The sequence below is a fragment of the Sulfitobacter sp. 1A10359 genome, from assembly GCF_043558145.1.
Lineage (GTDB): Bacteria > Pseudomonadota > Alphaproteobacteria > Rhodobacterales > Rhodobacteraceae > Sulfitobacter > Sulfitobacter faviae.
This window is the reverse complement of the sequence record NZ_JBIFGB010000012.1, coordinates 1-15400: the sequence shown is the minus strand read 5'-3', so window position 1 is coordinate 15400 and position 15400 is coordinate 1. Positions and strand designations below refer to the sequence as shown.

The 15400-nt window shown below is 58.4% G+C and carries 17 protein-coding genes and 2 pseudogenes; 10 read left to right on the top strand and 9 right to left on the bottom strand.

Annotated elements, in window-relative coordinates; genetic code table 11:
• The first annotated feature begins 17 nt into the window (after positions 1-17).
• Positions 18-455, top strand: a complete 438-nt coding sequence (locus ACGYK2_RS16790; protein ID WP_209219483.1) for a helix-turn-helix domain-containing protein — start codon at positions 18-20, stop codon at positions 453-455.
• A gap of 678 nt (positions 456-1133) precedes the next feature.
• Here ACGYK2_RS16790 and ACGYK2_RS16785 read toward each other — a convergent pair.
• Both ACGYK2_RS16785 and ACGYK2_RS16780 read right to left on the bottom strand, forming a co-directional pair.
• Positions 1134-1298: a hypothetical protein gene (locus ACGYK2_RS16785; protein ID WP_394374393.1), complete on the bottom strand. Its 165-nt coding sequence runs from the start codon at positions 1296-1298 to the stop codon at positions 1134-1136.
• Positions 1299-1358: 60 nt separating this feature from the next.
• Positions 1359-1778 carry a hypothetical protein gene (locus ACGYK2_RS16780; protein WP_394374392.1) on the bottom strand — a complete coding sequence of 140 codons (420 nt, stop codon included), beginning with the start codon at positions 1776-1778 and terminating at the stop codon, positions 1359-1361.
• 188 nt (positions 1779-1966) lie between these two features.
• On the opposite strand from ACGYK2_RS16780, the gene ACGYK2_RS16775 reads away from it, so the two are divergent.
• The 5 genes from ACGYK2_RS16775 (at position 1967) to ACGYK2_RS16755 (ending at position 6286) form a co-directional block, all read left to right on the top strand.
• Positions 1967-2467, top strand: a complete 501-nt coding sequence (locus ACGYK2_RS16775; protein WP_394374391.1) for a sigma-70 family RNA polymerase sigma factor — start codon at positions 1967-1969, stop codon at positions 2465-2467.
• Positions 2464-3228 (top strand): anti-sigma factor family protein, encoded by a 765-nt coding sequence (locus ACGYK2_RS16770; protein WP_394374390.1) that lies wholly within the window; start codon positions 2464-2466, stop codon positions 3226-3228. The genes ACGYK2_RS16775 and ACGYK2_RS16770 overlap by 4 nt, the downstream gene beginning before the upstream one ends.
• A gap of 113 nt (positions 3229-3341) precedes the next feature.
• Positions 3342-4157, top strand: coding sequence for an extracellular solute-binding protein (locus ACGYK2_RS16765; protein ID WP_394374389.1), 816 nt, complete (start codon positions 3342-3344; stop codon positions 4155-4157).
• Between the two features lie 155 nt (positions 4158-4312).
• On the top strand, positions 4313-5497 hold the full coding sequence (locus ACGYK2_RS16760) for a sulfite oxidase (protein WP_394374388.1): 1185 nt from the start codon (positions 4313-4315) through the stop codon (positions 5495-5497).
• Positions 5498-5554: 57 nt separating this feature from the next.
• Positions 5555-6286 (top strand): c-type cytochrome, encoded by a 732-nt coding sequence (locus ACGYK2_RS16755; RefSeq protein ID WP_394374387.1) that lies wholly within the window; start codon positions 5555-5557, stop codon positions 6284-6286.
• Positions 6287-6380: 94 nt separating this feature from the next.
• On the opposite strand, the gene ACGYK2_RS16750 is transcribed toward ACGYK2_RS16755, so the two are convergent.
• The 3 genes from ACGYK2_RS16750 to ACGYK2_RS16740 form a co-directional block, all read right to left on the bottom strand.
• Positions 6381-7124: a hypothetical protein gene (locus ACGYK2_RS16750; RefSeq protein WP_394374386.1), complete on the bottom strand. Its 744-nt coding sequence runs from the start codon at positions 7122-7124 to the stop codon at positions 6381-6383.
• The gene (locus ACGYK2_RS16745; protein WP_394374385.1) at positions 7121-7621 is read right to left on the bottom strand and encodes a sigma-70 family RNA polymerase sigma factor; all 501 of its coding nucleotides are present in this window, start codon (positions 7619-7621) and stop codon (positions 7121-7123) included. Before ACGYK2_RS16745 ends, ACGYK2_RS16750 begins: the two co-directional genes overlap by 4 nt.
• A gap of 100 nt (positions 7622-7721) precedes the next feature.
• Complete coding sequence (locus ACGYK2_RS16740) at positions 7722-8354, bottom strand: tyrosine-type recombinase/integrase (protein ID WP_394374384.1); 633 nt, start codon at positions 8352-8354, stop codon at positions 7722-7724.
• A 637-nt stretch (positions 8355-8991) separates the two neighbouring features.
• On the opposite strand from ACGYK2_RS16740, the gene ACGYK2_RS16735 reads away from it, so the two are divergent.
• Complete coding sequence (locus tag ACGYK2_RS16735; RefSeq protein WP_394374383.1) at positions 8992-10173, top strand: cytochrome b/b6 domain-containing protein; 1182 nt, start codon at positions 8992-8994, stop codon at positions 10171-10173.
• Positions 10174-10248: 75 nt separating this feature from the next.
• Here the strand turns inward: ACGYK2_RS16735 and ACGYK2_RS16730 are convergent, their stop codons facing one another.
• Entirely contained in the window at positions 10249-10827 is a 579-nt protein-coding gene (locus ACGYK2_RS16730; protein ID WP_394374382.1) for a YceI family protein, read from the bottom strand.
• A gap of 177 nt (positions 10828-11004) precedes the next feature.
• Positions 11005-11157 (bottom strand): annotated as a pseudogene (locus ACGYK2_RS16725) (IS110 family transposase); the annotation flags it as partial.
• 133 nt (positions 11158-11290) lie between these two features.
• Between ACGYK2_RS16725 and ACGYK2_RS16720 the strand changes: the two are divergent.
• A pseudogene (locus tag ACGYK2_RS16720) lies at positions 11291-11647 on the top strand (integrase core domain-containing protein); the annotation flags it as partial.
• A 333-nt stretch (positions 11648-11980) separates the two neighbouring features.
• On the opposite strand, the gene ACGYK2_RS16715 reads toward ACGYK2_RS16720, so the two are convergent.
• Complete coding sequence (locus ACGYK2_RS16715; protein WP_260012422.1) at positions 11981-13327, bottom strand: DUF6538 domain-containing protein; 1347 nt, start codon at positions 13325-13327, stop codon at positions 11981-11983.
• Between the two features lie 302 nt (positions 13328-13629).
• Between ACGYK2_RS16715 and ACGYK2_RS16710 the strand changes: the two genes are divergently transcribed.
• Entirely contained in the window at positions 13630-13803 is a 174-nt protein-coding gene (locus tag ACGYK2_RS16710; protein WP_082852044.1) for a CsbD family protein, read from the top strand.
• A gap of 61 nt (positions 13804-13864) precedes the next feature.
• Here ACGYK2_RS16710 and ACGYK2_RS16705 read toward each other — a convergent pair whose 3' ends face one another.
• Positions 13865-14023 (bottom strand): YqaE/Pmp3 family membrane protein, encoded by a 159-nt coding sequence (locus tag ACGYK2_RS16705; protein WP_082852043.1) that lies wholly within the window; start codon positions 14021-14023, stop codon positions 13865-13867.
• A gap of 186 nt (positions 14024-14209) precedes the next feature.
• On the opposite strand from ACGYK2_RS16705, the gene ACGYK2_RS16700 reads away from it, so the two are divergent.
• Positions 14210-15070 carry a mechanosensitive ion channel family protein gene (locus tag ACGYK2_RS16700; protein ID WP_271689505.1) on the top strand — a complete coding sequence of 287 codons (861 nt, stop codon included), beginning with the start codon at positions 14210-14212 and terminating at the stop codon, positions 15068-15070.
• The last annotated feature ends 330 nt before the right edge of the window (positions 15071-15400 follow it).

The window sequence follows — 15400 nt, the reverse complement described above, 5'->3', positions numbered from 1 at the left end:
GATCAAGGAGAAACTTCATGTCGAGCGATCACGGAGTTGCGAGCGCCCTAAAGCGCTCCGATCTTGCGAAGTTGACCGGCTGCAACCTTGAGACCATCCGCTATTATGAGGGTGTCGGCTTGATGCCGGACCCACCGCGCAGTCCCGCCGGGCACCGCCGTTACGGAACTGCGCATGTGGAAAGGCTGAGCTTTATCATGCGAGCGCGAGAACTGGGTTTTACCATGGAAGAAATCCGAGGACTGCTCAGCATGGTCGATCGCGGCAGCCATACCTGTGGTGAAGTCGAGAAACGTGGGCGGGATCACCTCAATGTCGTGCGGGCTAAGATAAGGGATCTGCAAAACATCGAGGCAATCTTGGCAGAAACGATTGCGAAATGCAGCGGATCGGACGCACCGGAATGCCCACTCCTCAATGTGCTGTCAGATGGAGTTGTGGCCAAGGCAGATTGATCCGCACTTGACGAGACCTGAAGGAAGGTTGTTTTCAGCGTTTGAAAGTGCCGCAAACTTTGGAAGATTGCCCAGAGCGAATTCCGAAGGATCAGAACGTTTGCCACCCGCGGAGGAGCGTCGGCTTTCTGCATGCTGTTGCGCAGCAAATCTCTAAGACTCGGAAGGCAGGAATGGGCCGTGCTTGCTGAACAGGCGATGCTGCAACTGCGAATAGCTTCAACTTCGGCATGGTCAATAGGGGCTCGAAGGAGACGTCAGCTGCAACGAGACCTGAGGTCTGCTGGGCGGACAAAGCGGACTTGTGCACACGCGGTTATTGCTGACGCAGCATCCTTTTGCAGCTGCGGCAGGCCAACCGCTGCCCCGCAGCGAAGGTCACCGAACCGGACGTTCAGCAGCGCTAACATGGTCCAAACCGAGACCGCACATTCGCCGCGACCTAGTCAGACCAGCGTGGTGCGAGAAGGAGCTGTCTTATGCAACTGCGGCTATTGCTGACGCAGCATTGTCTTGCAACTGCGGCGAACAGGCCGATGGGCGTATGCGCAAACTGCTGAAACAGTCATTGGATTTTGCCTGCGCAAATCCGCAGCAAATGGTTTCCTGCTCAACAATTTGCCTGTCGCAAAGCGCTCACTTACAGAATTGAGTTTGCCCAGATTTGAAGCGGTTGTATTAGTCTAGCTGTTCAACGGTTCTGACAGCGTCATACGGCGGATTGGACGACGCATCTTCATAGAGCGCGGCAAACAGGGCAAATGCGACGGCTGCCGCCATGCCCGCCAAAGGGATCCAATGCCATCGTTTCGATTTCTCGAAGTCCGGTTCTTGGTTCGACATATTGTACCTCCAAAAAACGATCTGGCCGGGCGATCCGAAGAGCGCCCGACCGTGAAAGGTTCAGTCGTCGATAGAGATCGGGCTGACCAATGGGCCGCCATCGACAACCACCGGCTTGTCGTTGGTAACGCTGCCGGGCCCGAATTCATAGACGCCGAGTTCGCCATCATCGACGTGCAGCATCGCGATGACCGTGTCGCCATCATATTCACCGGTCAGCGCAACATAGACGTTCTCGGTCGTGCCGGCTTTGACGTAGGTATGGCCGATCGAGGCCGGCACGATGGGCTTGCCATCCTCGATCGCGTGGATCACGACCCAGCCATCTGCCGCGGCGGTCACGGACTTGACCACGACCGCATGGCTCAGTTCCTGCTCCGCGGTTTCGAGCGCGTCGGACAAGTGTCCATCAGCGAATGCGATGGACGCGGTGGCGGTCAGGGCCGCGATTGTGGCGATAATCTTCTTCGTGGTGTTCATTAGAACTCTCCTTTGAATTCGGTTGGAGCGCCGCTTTGGGCGGAGCTTGTAAGGTTCACGGCTGGCCGCTTGAAATCCTTCCAATGTTTTCGTTCACGAACCCGTGATCGATCATCTGGAAAAGATTTCTGGGAATAAATGGGTGGCCGCGCGCGTCACTTTGGTGAACGCATGCAAGCGGAGGCACCATGCCGACCCATCACGCCCTTGCCCAGGAGGCCGACGCCATGAAGCGGTACGCGATCACGCTGACCCGTGACGTGCACACCGCAGATGACCTCGTGCAGGATTGCATGGAACGGGCCTTGCGCAAGTGGACGCTGCGGCGCGAAGGCGTGCCACTAAGGGCGTGGCTATTTACAATGATGCGCAACCTGCATGTCGATGGGTGGCGCCGCGCGAAACGACGTCAGACGGAATCGCTTGAGACCATGACATCACCGCCCGAGATACCGCCGACCCAGGAAAACCATGTCGAGTTGAACCGCCTGCTGGCGCGCGTAATGTCGCTGCCCGACGATCAGCGGGCGGCTTTGATACTGGTCAGCGTCGAAGGCTTCACTTACCGCGAGGCCGCCCAAACGCTTGGCATGCCCGAAGGCACGATCCTGAGCCGCGTAAGCCGGGCCCGCGCTACTTTGCGCGAGGCAACAGGTGAGGCCGCCCCCAAACTGAGGAGCGTGACATGACGCGCGCGCCGAAGGATATCCGTGAAGAAGATCTTGTCGCCTACGTGGACGACGCCCTGACGCCCGATCGGAGAAGCCAGGTCGAAGCCTATCTGAACGACACGCCAGAAGCCGCGCATCGGGTGGAAGCCGACATGGCCATCGCCCGCGATCTGCGCCGTGCCTTCGCTGGGCTGGTTAGCGATCAACCAATGGCGGCGCTTCCGGCGACTGCCCCGCGCAGGCACATACCATGGGCATGGGCTGCGTCGGTTGCGATGGCGCTGATGATCGGCGGTGCGGCAGGTTGGGTCCTGCGTCCCGACGCAGCCCCGCAACCGATGTCGGGCCTTGTGGCCGAAGCCTTCGCCGCACATCGCACCTTCGTTGTCGAAGTCGCGCACCCGGTGGAGGTCGGGGCCGAGAACAAGGGCCATCTGGCCACCTGGCTGACCAATCGGCTTGGTCGGCCTTTCTCTATCCCCGACCTGCGCGTCGCGGGCCTGTCGCTGGTCGGTGGGCGGCTCCTCCCCTCGCCCACCGAACCAGCCGCACAATTGATGTACGAAGATGGCAACGGTCAGCGCCTGACGCTTTATCTGCGACGCGGCAGCGAAGGCGACCCGAGCTTCCGATTTGCGGAAACGGCCACCGAGCAGGCGTTCTACTGGAGCGACACAGAGTTCGCCTATGCCTTGACCGGCGCTTTGCCGCGCGCACGCCTCCTGGAAATCGCGCATTTGCTGCAGGCGCAGTTCGAGGATCCTGGTGCGCCAACCTGACCTCACGCAGGCGTGAACAGAATATCGGGAAGGGTTCTGGACGTCTGTCCGTCAATCCTGTGAAGGCCACTCCGACCGGGGGGTGGTCGGTATACGATCTGACAGGAGATACCATGCGACTCACCACGTTTCTCGCCACCACAATCCTTGCCGCTTCCCCGGCATTCGCCGATACCGCCGCCGACCGCCGCGGTGATACCCCGTTCAACGATCCATCCATTGAACACGCGCCGCAGGACGGCGTCGTGAAACTATACGGCGCGGGCGGGCCGCACACGGCGTTCCGGAAGGTCGCGGCCGTATTTGAAGAGCAGACCGGCACCAAGGTCGAAGTGATCGCGGGCCCGGAATCAAAATGGACCGCCGATGCCCAGGCCGACGCCGATATCCTGTGGGGCACGTCCGAACAGTCCATGACGGCCTTTCTGCTGACCTATACCGCCTTCGACCCCGGGAAAGTCGAGCCGATCTATCTGCGTCCGACAGTGATCGCGGTGCAGGCCGGCAACCCGCTGGGCATCGAAGGCTTCGATGACCTTTTGGCCGACGGGGTGCGGGTTGTCGTGACCGAGGGCGCCGGGGTCTACAACACCTCGGGCACCGGCACATGGGAAGATGTGGCAGGGCGATTGGGCAGCCTTGACGACATCGCCGCCTTGCGCCGCAACATCGTGGCCTATGCGCTCGGCTCGGGTGCCTCCTACGGTGTCATTTCGGGCGGTGATGCCGACGCCTGGATCACATGGCCCAACTGGCCGATCACCAAGGATGACCTGGACATGGTTGAGCTTGCCGAGGAACGGGTGATCTACCGCGACGTGAACGTCGTGCTGTCGCCCGATGCCGAACCGGAGGCACAGCAATTTCTCGATTTCCTCGTCACCGAGGAGGCGCAGGACCTCATGGCGACCGAAGGCTGGCGTCGCTGATCCACCCTTAAAAACCGGAATTCAGGAAATCGGCCACGCGCGTGGCCGATTTTTTTTGCGGGTGGCGGGAATAAAGACAATCGGCCGGACGTCTTTCAATCATAAGGGTGCTGTATGCCATGGAACGCGGTGCCCTAAACCATGGGAGGAAAGCAATGAATTTTGAGACACAAGTGAAGCGTCGCCACTTTCTAATCGGCTCGGCCGGAACCGTGGCCGCGGCTGCGGTCGGCGGCTCGGCGATCGCGCAGGACGCGACCGATCCGCTGCCCGATTACGTGGCCTGGAAGGACCCCAACGATTTCATCGTCCATTCGAAACAGACACTTGAAACCAAGCGCGCGGTTCAAGGGACTGAACTGATCACGCCGAGCGACGAACTTTACATCCGCAACAACCTGCCTGCACCGTCCGAAGATATCGTGGCCGACCGCGACGCGTGGGAGATCGAGATCGACGGCGTTGCCAACCCAGGCACGTTGACCCTGGGCGACATAAAAACGATCGGTGTCGAAACGGTCGTCTGCGTGTTGCAATGTTCGGGCAACGGGCGCGCCTTTTTCGACCATGAGACGAGCGGGTCGCAATGGTCGGTCGGTGCCGCCGGCAACGTGGTCTGGACCGGCGTGCCGGTGCGCGCCGTGATCGAGGCGATGGGCGGCGCCGCCGATGGCATGAACTTCCTGACAGGCACGGGCGGCGAAGAAATCCCCGACGGCGTGCCCAAGGAAACGATCCAGGTCGAGCGCTCGGTGCCAAAGGCCGCGATGGAGCAGGCGATCCTCGCATGGGACATGAACGGCGAGCCGATGCCCTTGGCTCATGGCGGTCCGTTGCGGATGGTCGTGCCGGGCTACTACGGCGTGAACAACGTGAAATACGTCAAGCGTCTGGCGCTGACGGCAGAAGAGTCACCGAACAAGATTCAGCAAACCAGCTACCGTGTGCGCCCCGTCGGCGTCTCGGGCGACCCTTCGCAGCCGTCCATGTACGAGATGAACGTGAAATCTTGGATCACCGGCCCGCTGATGGATGCGGCGACGGGTAAGGTGCAGGTCCACGGCGTCGCTATGGGCGGGGTCAGCGATCTGGAAAAAGTCGAGGTCTCGACCGATGGCGGGCAAAGCTGGGCGGACGCGCAGTTTCTCGGCCCCGACCTTGGCCGCTACGCTTGGCGGCCTTTCGTCCTAATCACCGATCTGCCCGAAGGCACGCATGTGCTGGCTAGCCGCGCTACCAATGTTGCCGGCGACACCCAGCCGGAACAGTTCCCCCCCAATGAACGCGGGTACGGCAACAACGGCTGGGGCGTGCACGCCGTCGACGTGACCGTCAGCTAGAAAACTTCGCCGGCGGCCCAAAGCCGCCGGTCCGACCCACAGATCCGGAGCCACTTCATGTTCAATCGCCTGACGCCGCATTCCGGCGCCGCATTCCTTTTTCTCCTGATACCGTCCGCGGCACTCGCCGACGTCAACCTGGCAGAGGGACGCACGATCTTCAACGAAACGGCACAGCCGCCCTGTGCGGTTTGTCACGCGCTTTCGGATGCCGGGGCCGAAGCGGAAATCGGCCCAAACCTCGACGAGTTCAAACCGACGGTTGCGCAGGTCCGTGCCGCCGTGACCAGCGGTATCGGCGTTATGCCCGCGTTTTCGGAAACACTGACCGAAGCGCAGATCGAAGCGGTCTCGCAATACGTGGCCCAGGTGACGGGCGAGGACAGCGCGGCAGCGTCCCAAGAGACGTCGGAGGAGACGGTCTCGGCGGATACATCGGTTGGTCTGATGCCGGGCGCAGAGCTTCTGGCGACGGGCGATGCGACAGCTGGCGAACGTACGTTCCGTCGCTGCGCGGCGTGCCATACCGTTGATGAAGGCGGCGCCAACCGGGTCGGCCCCAACCTCTATGGTATCGTCGGTGCACCCGTCGCGGCCGTTCCCGACTACGACTATTCAGACGCCTTGATCGGATATGCCGGGATCTGGTCGCCTGATCGCCTGGCTGCTTTTCTGGCCAATCCGCGTGGCGAAGTCCGTGGAACGAAGATGGGATTTGCCGGTTTGCGCAAGGAACAGGACATCGCGGATGTCATGGCCTATCTCGCACAGCTCTCCAGCGCGGAATGACCTGACTGGCTTGACCTCAGGATGCGCCGCCCATCATGGCGGCGCTTCATTTCGTTGTATGCGCTCAGGTCGGCGAGATGGTCGAACCAGCAGTTCAGCCAACACACCGTTGCGCACCGGCGGCGGTTTCGGTCAGTGAGGCCACCATATCGCCCACGTCCTGCTGCCGGGTCGTGAGTTTGAGATACGCCGCGACCGCATCGAACTTGTCCTGATCCATGCCCGTTGCCACGATCATATGAGGGATATCGTTCGACGTTGACCACGCTGCGACCTGATGTTCCGTGCCAAGGCTTTGCTCAGCCAGAGCGACGCCCCCGCGGAAGAAAGTCAAACGGCAACCATTGCGGCCAGCATAATGAACTGCGAGACCATCATCGAGGTTTTGCATCGCAACCGCCGCTAAATTCGCAGCGGTGAGGTCCGGAGCGTCAAGGTCTTGTCCAACCGCAACGACGCGCAGGTCTGCCGTCTCAATGGCGAATGGCTGGGCCGCGAAATCCGCGTGGATATCGAAAGCCGACGGTGCCTTGAATACCTGGGGGCCAACCGCGACGGCCAACGCAATCAATGCCGCAACCGCCCCGCCGACAAACCACATTGCGGGCCGCGTGTTTCGGTTTGCTGGCACTGCTGGTCGCAACGATGAAATCTGCCGTGTCGCTGGACGCAGCGCACCGAGGCTCGCCGAGACACTCGAGACATCCCTCAAAGCCTCTTCGAGCAGCGGTTCTGACGCGAGGCGCGATTCCAGGGTTCGGCGCTCCGCGTCACCCAACTCTCCATCGTGATAGGCGTTGATCAGTTCCCAGTCTTTTCCGTTCAACTCGTTCATCATCTGCTATTCTTAATTTCATCGCGCGCGCCCGTCCCCTCGACCAGCGCCAAGAGGGCTTTTCTCGCACGGCTGATACGGCTCATGACCGTCCCGTTCGCTACATTCATCACTTCTGCCGCTTCGGCGTATTTCAATCCCATTATGTCAACAAGACACAGCACTTCGCGCATGTCCGGTGGCAGTTTTACGAAGGCCATGCGAATAAGGATGTCTCGCGCCACATCCGATGTACCTGCTTCATCAGAGAGACGTTTCTCCGCCGCCAAATATTCCCGGCGCACACGTCTTTTTCTGAGTTCGTCATAATGCAGGTTGCGGATCACCCGAAACATCCACGGTCGCAGCTCATCAAGCACCGTCGGGCGGTTGTCGGTTCTCAGCGCCCGCTCGATGGCGTCCTGCACCAGATCCTCGGCATCGTCAGGAGACGCGCAAATAGCGATCGCATAGGCCCGGAACTCCGGGAGAAGCAGTTCAATTTGAGTAAGCGACGCCATGCAGGCACTGTGGTGCAAATTGATGGTTTGGTCAAAGTGCCGCGGGTTGATCCACACCCCAATTCGCTGGCGGACAGCAAGAGCTGCCCGCCATGACACTTCAGAGGTCGATCTTTTCGGCAATGCTGAGAGCGTCTTCTAGTTCAACACCCAGATAGCGGACCGTGCTGTCGACCTTGGAATGGCCAAGCAGAAGTTGGACTGCGCGTAGATTGCCGGTCTTCCGGTAGATTTCGGCGGCCTTGGTCCTACGAAGCGAATGCGTCCCGAAACCACTCGGCTCAAGGCCGATTGACGAAACCCAATCGCGAACCAATCGACCATATTGACGGGTGGAGATGTGCGCGCGCTCATGGAAGCGACTTGGGAACATATACGGGCGTCCGATCATTCCCGGCGCTTTCACCCAATCCAAGATCGAATTGCGTGTGTTCTCTGTAAGTTCGAATTGCACGGGCAACCTTGTCTTACTTTGGACGACTGAAACGCGTTCCCGGACGCAATCCGAGTTTACGAGATCAGCCACGCTCAACCGAACCAGATCACAGCCTCGCAATTTGCTATCAATGGCAACGTTGAAAAGAGTGAGATCCCTCAAGTTCCCAGCAAGTTCGAGCCTCGCTCGAATAGCCCAGACTTGCCTGGGCAGAAGAGGCCGCTTTTGGCCGATTATTCGGCCTTTGTTCCAGGCTCTTCGTTTCGGGGTTAGTGCAGGTAGTTGTACTCGAGGCATAATTGGCCCTCCAATCCTCCCTCCATACCCAAGCATCAACCCATTGCTGACCCACGGAGTTTAGCAGGATGCGGGGAAGGGTTGCGCCGGCCCATGCGACAACAGATGGCGGAAATGACCGCGAACGTCCGGTATCTCTCGCCGCGCTATTGTACAATGATCATGCTTGCGCAGAAAATTTCATGGTGCGCGCGCGCGGCGAGAAAACCCAATTCACAAGTTGGGCTCGTAGGAGACATTCGCTGCGGATGAAAGTGCCACTCGCTGCTGAACGTCTGCTTTCTCCTCATAGGGTGAAACTATACTTCGCAACTGCGGCGAAATTCCGGTTTCCGCCGATGATGCAGGAGGAACACGAACGGCCCAAGCCAGACACTCACATCCTCTTTCGACGCTGCGGCGCAGCTTCAACAGATCGGCCATCCGTCAATTCCGCACCGCTGCACTCCCGCAAACACCCATACATTGCATGGATAATTAACCCGAAACGCGTGCGCATGCGGACACCTGCCCTCCGAGTTGCGCCTCGCTAAACCGTGCCTTGCCCATCTGCGCACAGAGGTTGTGTGAAAACAACGGAATGTGCTGGCGGCGAAGTCTTGATATCGGAAACCCAGTCAAGACATGCGAGGGTCCGATGATATCAAACACAACCGCCAGCTACGGGCGCGTCGCCCGTTTTTTCCATTGGAGCATCGCGCTCCTGGTGATGTCAGACATAGCGCTTGGATTGATCGGGAAGTTCACGCCGCGCAGTGGCGATACCGTGACTTTCCTTCAGCTGTTGTATTCGACCCATAAGACGATCGGCGTGACGATCTTGGCTTTGGCAGTATTGCGGGTCGGCTGGGCAATCTCGCAACCGCGTCCCGTGCCTCTCCATTCCGAACGGCGCCTCGAAACCTTCGCCGCGGACACGGCGCATTGGGTGCTCTACGCCGCCATCTTCGTGCTCCCACTTTCCGGCTGGGTGATCCATTCGGCCGAAGTGGGATTTGCGCCAATCTGGTGGCCCTTCCCCCAAAGCTTGCCGTTTATTCCAAAATCGGAGCGCCTTGCCGGTGCGGCAGCCAATGTTCACTGGATTGCGGGGATCGTTTTGGCAACGATGGTCGCGGCGCATATCGGGGGCGCAATTAAACACGCGCTGATTGACCGCGATGGCACCTTGGCCCGCATGTGGAACGGACGGGCTGCCGGCAAGGCGGCCACTCACCCCGGCAAGACGGCCTCCGTTCTCGCCGCAATAGGGATCTGGACCTTTGCAATCGGCGGCGCCCTGACCGTGTTCGGCCCCGCTCACAACGTGGAAGCCGCGTCACAATTCCCTGCTAAACAGACCGAAGGATGGGTCGTGCAGGACGGCAGCCTGTCGATCACGATCAAGCAAATGGGGGCCGAGGTCACCGGCGGATTTGCCAATTGGCAGGCTGAGATCGAGTATGATGAAGTAACCCGAACAGGCGCCGTTAAGACGGTGATCGATACGACCTCCCTTACACTTGGGTCCGTGACGGCCCAGGCGAAAGGCCCCGAGTTCTTCGATGTCGCCGCCCATGATACCGCCGTGTTTCAGGGCAACATCGTGCAAATCGGCGGACCGAAGCACCAAGCCTCCGGCTCCCTGACACTGGTCGGGCAGAGTGTTCCCGTCACGCTCGACTTCGATCTCGAGGTGACAGGACGCACGGCCAAAGCCTCGGGCGGCACGGTTCTGGACCGCCGTGACTTCGGCATGGGAATGGCCTATCCGGACGAAAGCTCTGTCGGGTTTGCTGTGGAGGTCCGGATAGAACTGGTGGCAACTAAGCCAGAATAGACCCTGCACCATCGAGACGAAAAAAGGGCCGCGCAAGGAATCGCGCGACCCTTGTGGTAAAGTATGAGGCTTCGATTATTTAGCGGGCACCATTGCTTCGATCGAGATATCGATCGCAACCTCATCCCCGACAAACGGGGCGAACTGGCCCATGTCGAAATCCGAGCGCAGCAGCGTGGTTGTCGCGTCAAATCCGGCCCAGGGGCGATTTTCCATCGGGTGATCGCCCAACTGGTTCAGTGTGGCGTCCAAAACGACAGACTTCGTAATGCCGTTCATGGTCAGATTGCCGGTGATCTTTCCGGTCTCTTCGTCGGTTACTTCGATTGACGTTGAGGTGAATGTCACCAAGGGATTCGCTTCGGCGCCGAAGAAATCTTCACTCAGAAAATGCGCTTCGCGGGCGGGCCAGCCGGTGATGAGGCTCTTGGCGGGAAATGAAACAGAGACGCTCGATGCTGCCGGGTCTTCTTGGTCCAGCTCGATACTGCCCTCGAACCCAGAGAACATGCCTGTGGTGGTCGAGAAACCCAGGTGATTATAGCTGAACACGATCTGGCTATGGGATGGATCGAGCACATAGGTCATCGTTTCAGCCTGCGCCGCAGTCGCGAGTGTTGCGCCCATTGCCGTCGTAAGAAGGAAGTTTTTCATCTGAATCTATTTCTCCGTTTGAGATGCATACGTCAGGTCAGATGCACCTAATTCAGACGCGAAAATACGCAACTCTCTACCTTCAAACACACTCTGTGCGATATCGAACAGCAGGTGGCTTGTTTGCCAGGAAACGTAAAGATGCCAGACCTAAGAAGGCCTGAGGTTCATATCGCTTGCGAGATTTATGGTTAAGCGACGGGGATCTTCCAGCGTGTTCATAATCGCTATGCGGCGGCGGCGCTTCTTGCCGGGAATACTGATCAGCACCTCATGCCGATGCTTGGATATGTCGATGGCGACCAAAACGGTCGAAAGGGTAGCGGTCATAGCCGGTCTCCTCAGCGGTGTGGTTGTGCAAAACCACTGTTGAGACCTGAGACCCGGTCATGACCACCCGCTGCGCAATTTAAGGGGTGCGCAGGCGGCCATAACCTCTCTGCGCCGCTTCTTCCCGACGTGCTACGGGACAGAGTTCACGAGCCGGGCCATTCTAAGTTGGGGCGATCAGAACGCGATTCCATGGCACTATATCGACCCAGGGAAGCCGCAGCAGAACGCCTCCATCGAGTCATTCAACGGCAGCCTGCGTGACGAACTGCTGAACGAGGAGATTTTTGACACCCTGGACGAAGCCCGCCGGAAGCTGGCGCTCTGGCGTTACGATTACAACACCGTCAGGCCACATTCATCGCTCGGGAACAAAACACCGGCCGAAGCGCGCCGGACGCTTGAGCAATTTGAGGGCTCCGCGCCCGGCGTGCTTGCCAAGCCCAAAACCGACGACTCCCAAAATCAAACCCACAGACTCTCGTTATGAACGAGGGACCAGTAGGGGGGCAGGTCATTGGCTATGTCAAAACCAAGTCAAACTCGTTTCCGCGCGGATTTGCACGCGTCCATTTCCCGACCTCAATCGCAAGAGGTCACAAAAAATGTCCTACAATGGATCAAATATCGCGAAAGTTGCTCGGCGGACACGGCTTGAGAATGCTCTGGAATTCGTAGCTAAGATGGTTGCCGAACGAGACGACGGCGTCGCGTATTTGCCGATCTTTGTTCGCTTGGAGAAAGAACTTGCTGCCATGGAGGCTCAGGAAACAGCTATCCAACGGGCTAAGAGTCTTGCAAGAGCAAAATGCTTCGGAAAAGTTTAGCGTTTGCCCGGACGAAGTCTGATGGCTTCGGCGATTGCCAGCTTTTCCTCGAGGGATAAGGGGTCGCCATAGACTTCCCGTCCTCGAATTCGCTTTATGGAGTGTCCCATCATGGCCCCCCGGTCATCATTGTCATACCCGGCCCTCTTCATGCGCGCCTCGTAAGAGTGACGAGTCCCGCCAATCGTGATCTCCTCTGGTAAAAGGCCATTCTCATGTAAGAATGCATTGGCAGCAGCGGAGAATGTCCCTTTCCCACGATAACGCGCAAAGCCATCAGGATGTCGACGCATTGCTTGCAGGGCTACACCCACGAGCGGAATTTTCCGTTTGGAGGGTTTGTTCTTGATAGTGCGGGCAAACTCACCAGTCTCGTTCTTGATCTCAATGTGCGGGATAGCGTGGCAAAGATGGATAGATCCTGGCGGAATGTCGGTAATTTCGGACTGACGTCCTCCTGTCTCGACAAGCACGTAAATGATATCGCGTTCTTCTTCGTTCATGCCATCAAGAGCATTTGGTGCGATGAGCATCTCGAGGTTAGCGATTGGGATTTCGAGCTTCTGCCCGTCCCCCTCAGCGAGCTTGTAGAGTGGCGATGCCAAGTTCCTCCAAGGTGACGGCGGAACTTCTTCCGGATCGATGCCGAGGGCCTCATGATGTCGCTTCCACAGCCCATTGAGGTTCTGTAGTTCTGTCATTGCGGATTCAGCCTTGTAATCGTCATCATCCAAAACCCGATCCTTCAGAGCATCGCGGAATGAGATTGCAGATTGCCTGTCGATCGAGATGAACTCGGGATCCTTTCCGACGAGGTTGATGAACTTGTCGGCAGGTCTGAGCCAACGACTCTCCCATACTTTTTTGCCACGAGCAGTCTTGTTTTTCCAATCTTCTGGAAACCGCTCAGGCATACTCATCGCAACTTCCTTTAAAGACATCTTGGGCATTTCAATGCCGCCGAGAATTGCTTGAGCGGCAACGCTTTCGGGGCCATCCCCCATGGCTTGAAGGCGTTCAACGCGACCGAGGATCTCTTCCAAATTCATGTTCGAGAGATTTTCCGCAGTCCGGTAGTCCTCTCCTCTGGAAACGGCCAGCTCTGCTGCGAGCTTGAACCTGGACTTCGCTTGATTGGGCTGCCTGCCAGCAAGCAAAGCATTCCACTCCGCCATCTTCCGCCGCTTCCAGGTGATTCTAAACTCGACTGCCTCTTCGTAGTTCGAAGTCCCAGTGGCCTGCCAGACCTCCTTGGTCTTGACGATATTCTGGAACTGCGTCGGCACCTGCAGGCGGGCGGTATACAACCCTTTCTTTCCGCGCTTAAAAACTCCGTCCACCATAACAACCTCTATCGAACCCAACTTGCTCAAAAGCTACATTTCACATCGCAGGATTCAAGCTGCTGCACCATAAATTGCTACGGAAATTGCTACATAGACAGTGAAGGTATTATCTCACAAAACCAACGAAATAAGGCTTTCCTATGATATCTGTCAATTGGTTCGATTCCGCCCCCGGGCACCATTTTTACTAAAACAGACAGACCGTAAGCCTCGCTGCCCAACGCGCGTGATTTCCCTCACAACGGAACCCGCGCCTCCTGCCCAACGTTGTTCCCCTACCTAGATAGAGGAGAGCAACCATGGCAAATGACGACCAAGCAAAAGGCAAGGCGAAAGACATCGGTGGCAAGCTGAAAGAAGAAGCCGGCGATGCCACAGGCAACGAAGACCTGAAGCACGAAGGTCAGGCCGATCAGGCCGAAGGCAAAGTGCAAAAGGGTGTCGGTGACGCCAAGGACAAACTATCTGATTGATTGCAAAAGCGCGCCTCTTCTCGGAGGCGCGCTTTTTCTATTCGGGCTGCTGCCCGCGCTCTCACCTTTTGATGATGATATAGAGCGCATGGACGATCCCGGGCAGGTAACCCAGCAAGGTCAGTAGAATGTTAATCCAGAAGTGCTTTCCCAGACCTTCCTGCAAGAACACCCCAAGAGGGGGCAGTAGGATAGCGATGATGATGCGAATGATGTCCATAGTGTCACGCCGGGTGCGCCGGGCTCCTTTCCAAACTGATTAAACCTTGCCCTAAGCTAGCTCCCGAGCCTCACACGGCCAGTGGTGGCGCGTTGAACGGGGCGCAATTAACACTCGCCGCAGCATGGGTTTTGCGGCAATCTACCAAACAGCCAGAGGAGGGGCAGGGTGGAGCCAGTCAGGATCATGTGGCGCCAGATCATGGAGATGGCGCGAGAGACAATCGCACTTTTGCCGCAGATCGCTGTCGCAACCCTCGTATTGATATTAACCTGGGCCATGGCCGCGCTTGGCCGGTCGCTGGTCAGCAGAACCCTGTCCAGGACCAAGCTGCGCCCGAGCCTTCAGGACCTCTTTACCCTTTTGACATCTATCCTCATCTGGGTCTTTGGCATCATGATCGCGGCCGTGATCGTCTTTCCCGGGCTCACGCCTGCGAGCATTCTGGCGGGGCTCGGCATCGGGTCGGTCGCCATCGGCTTCGCTTTCAAGGACGTCTTTGAGAATTTCCTTGCCGGGATCATCATCCTCTTTCGTCGGGAAATGCGCATGGGGGATCATATCGAATGCGAGGGAATCGAGGGCAAGGTCACCCATATCGCCATTAGAGAGAGCCATATCCGCCAGACGGACGGGCAGCTCGTGATCGTGCCCAATGCGATGCTCTTCAAGAACCCCGTCTATGTGCGCACGGATCAAAAGCACCGTCGGCAAACCGTGATCTGCGGGGTGGCCTATGATGTCGATCTGGGTGAAGCGCGGGCGGTGATCTTTGAAGCGGTCGCGCGCTGCGAGACGGTAGAGCAGGGGGAGCATCCGATTCAGGTCTTCGCCCAAGAGTTCGGGGAGTCCTCCATCAACTTCGAGGTGACTTGGTGGACAGGCTCAGCCCCGGTCGAGCAGCGCCGCTCTCGGGATGAGGTGGTGACCGCGGTGAAGCGTGCGCTTGACGAGGCAGGGCTGGAAATTCCTTTCCCCTACCGCACGCTCACCTTCAAAGAGCCGCTTCCGCTCAGTCGGGCGGAGGAGGATGCAGGGGAGGAGTAGGGCCTGTGCTGCGAGTCGCCGATTTTGCCCTGTGGTCCCGTGAATCGCGGTCGATTCATGGGCCGGCAGTGAGGGTATCGGCTTAGATAGGCCAGGGGAGGCCAGCCTCGGCGCGCTAGGAGTGGAAATTTAGCACGCCATTTCAGCATCTTGCCGGAAAGTTCCCCGAAATCTCATCTTTTCTCAACTTTCTGCTTGCGGCTTTGCCCCAGTAACCTTAGAACCCCCTCTACCGGCGGCGCTGAGACGCACCGCTGGGGCGCCAGACGGGGCGGACGGCAGCGGAGACGCGGTGGTTCGGATCACGAGGCGGATAAGAATTCGAGGTAA

Excerpts from the sequence above, each read along its gene's own strand:
- ACGYK2_RS16745 (WP_394374385.1), bottom strand. The coding sequence starts at position 7,621 with ATGGCGTCGCTTACTCAAATTGAACTGCTTCTCCCGGAGTTCCGGGCC.
- ACGYK2_RS16750 (WP_394374386.1), bottom strand. The coding sequence starts at position 7,124 with ATGATGAACGAGTTGAACGGAAAAGACTGGGAACTGATCAACGCCTAT.
- ACGYK2_RS16760 (WP_394374388.1), top strand. The coding sequence starts at position 4,313 with ATGAATTTTGAGACACAAGTGAAGCGTCGCCACTTTCTAATCGGCTCG.
- ACGYK2_RS16790 (WP_209219483.1), top strand. The coding sequence starts at position 18 with ATGTCGAGCGATCACGGAGTTGCGAGCGCCCTAAAGCGCTCCGATCTT.
- ACGYK2_RS16705 (WP_082852043.1), bottom strand. The coding sequence starts at position 14,023 with ATGGACATCATTCGCATCATCATCGCTATCCTACTGCCCCCTCTTGGG.
- ACGYK2_RS16700 (WP_271689505.1), top strand. The coding sequence starts at position 14,210 with ATGTGGCGCCAGATCATGGAGATGGCGCGAGAGACAATCGCACTTTTG.
- ACGYK2_RS16740 (WP_394374384.1), bottom strand. The coding sequence starts at position 8,354 with ATGCCTCGAGTACAACTACCTGCACTAACCCCGAAACGAAGAGCCTGG.
- ACGYK2_RS16735 (WP_394374383.1), top strand. The coding sequence starts at position 8,992 with ATGATATCAAACACAACCGCCAGCTACGGGCGCGTCGCCCGTTTTTTC.
- ACGYK2_RS16715 (WP_260012422.1), bottom strand. The coding sequence starts at position 13,327 with ATGGTGGACGGAGTTTTTAAGCGCGGAAAGAAAGGGTTGTATACCGCC.
- ACGYK2_RS16780 (WP_394374392.1), bottom strand. The coding sequence starts at position 1,778 with ATGAACACCACGAAGAAGATTATCGCCACAATCGCGGCCCTGACCGCC.
- ACGYK2_RS16770 (WP_394374390.1), top strand. The coding sequence starts at position 2,464 with ATGACGCGCGCGCCGAAGGATATCCGTGAAGAAGATCTTGTCGCCTAC.
- ACGYK2_RS16755 (WP_394374387.1), top strand. The coding sequence starts at position 5,555 with ATGTTCAATCGCCTGACGCCGCATTCCGGCGCCGCATTCCTTTTTCTC.
- ACGYK2_RS16730 (WP_394374382.1), bottom strand. The coding sequence starts at position 10,827 with ATGAAAAACTTCCTTCTTACGACGGCAATGGGCGCAACACTCGCGACT.
- ACGYK2_RS16775 (WP_394374391.1), top strand. The coding sequence starts at position 1,967 with ATGCCGACCCATCACGCCCTTGCCCAGGAGGCCGACGCCATGAAGCGG.
- ACGYK2_RS16785 (WP_394374393.1), bottom strand. The coding sequence starts at position 1,298 with ATGTCGAACCAAGAACCGGACTTCGAGAAATCGAAACGATGGCATTGG.
- ACGYK2_RS16710 (WP_082852044.1), top strand. The coding sequence starts at position 13,630 with ATGGCAAATGACGACCAAGCAAAAGGCAAGGCGAAAGACATCGGTGGC.
- ACGYK2_RS16765 (WP_394374389.1), top strand. The coding sequence starts at position 3,342 with ATGCGACTCACCACGTTTCTCGCCACCACAATCCTTGCCGCTTCCCCG.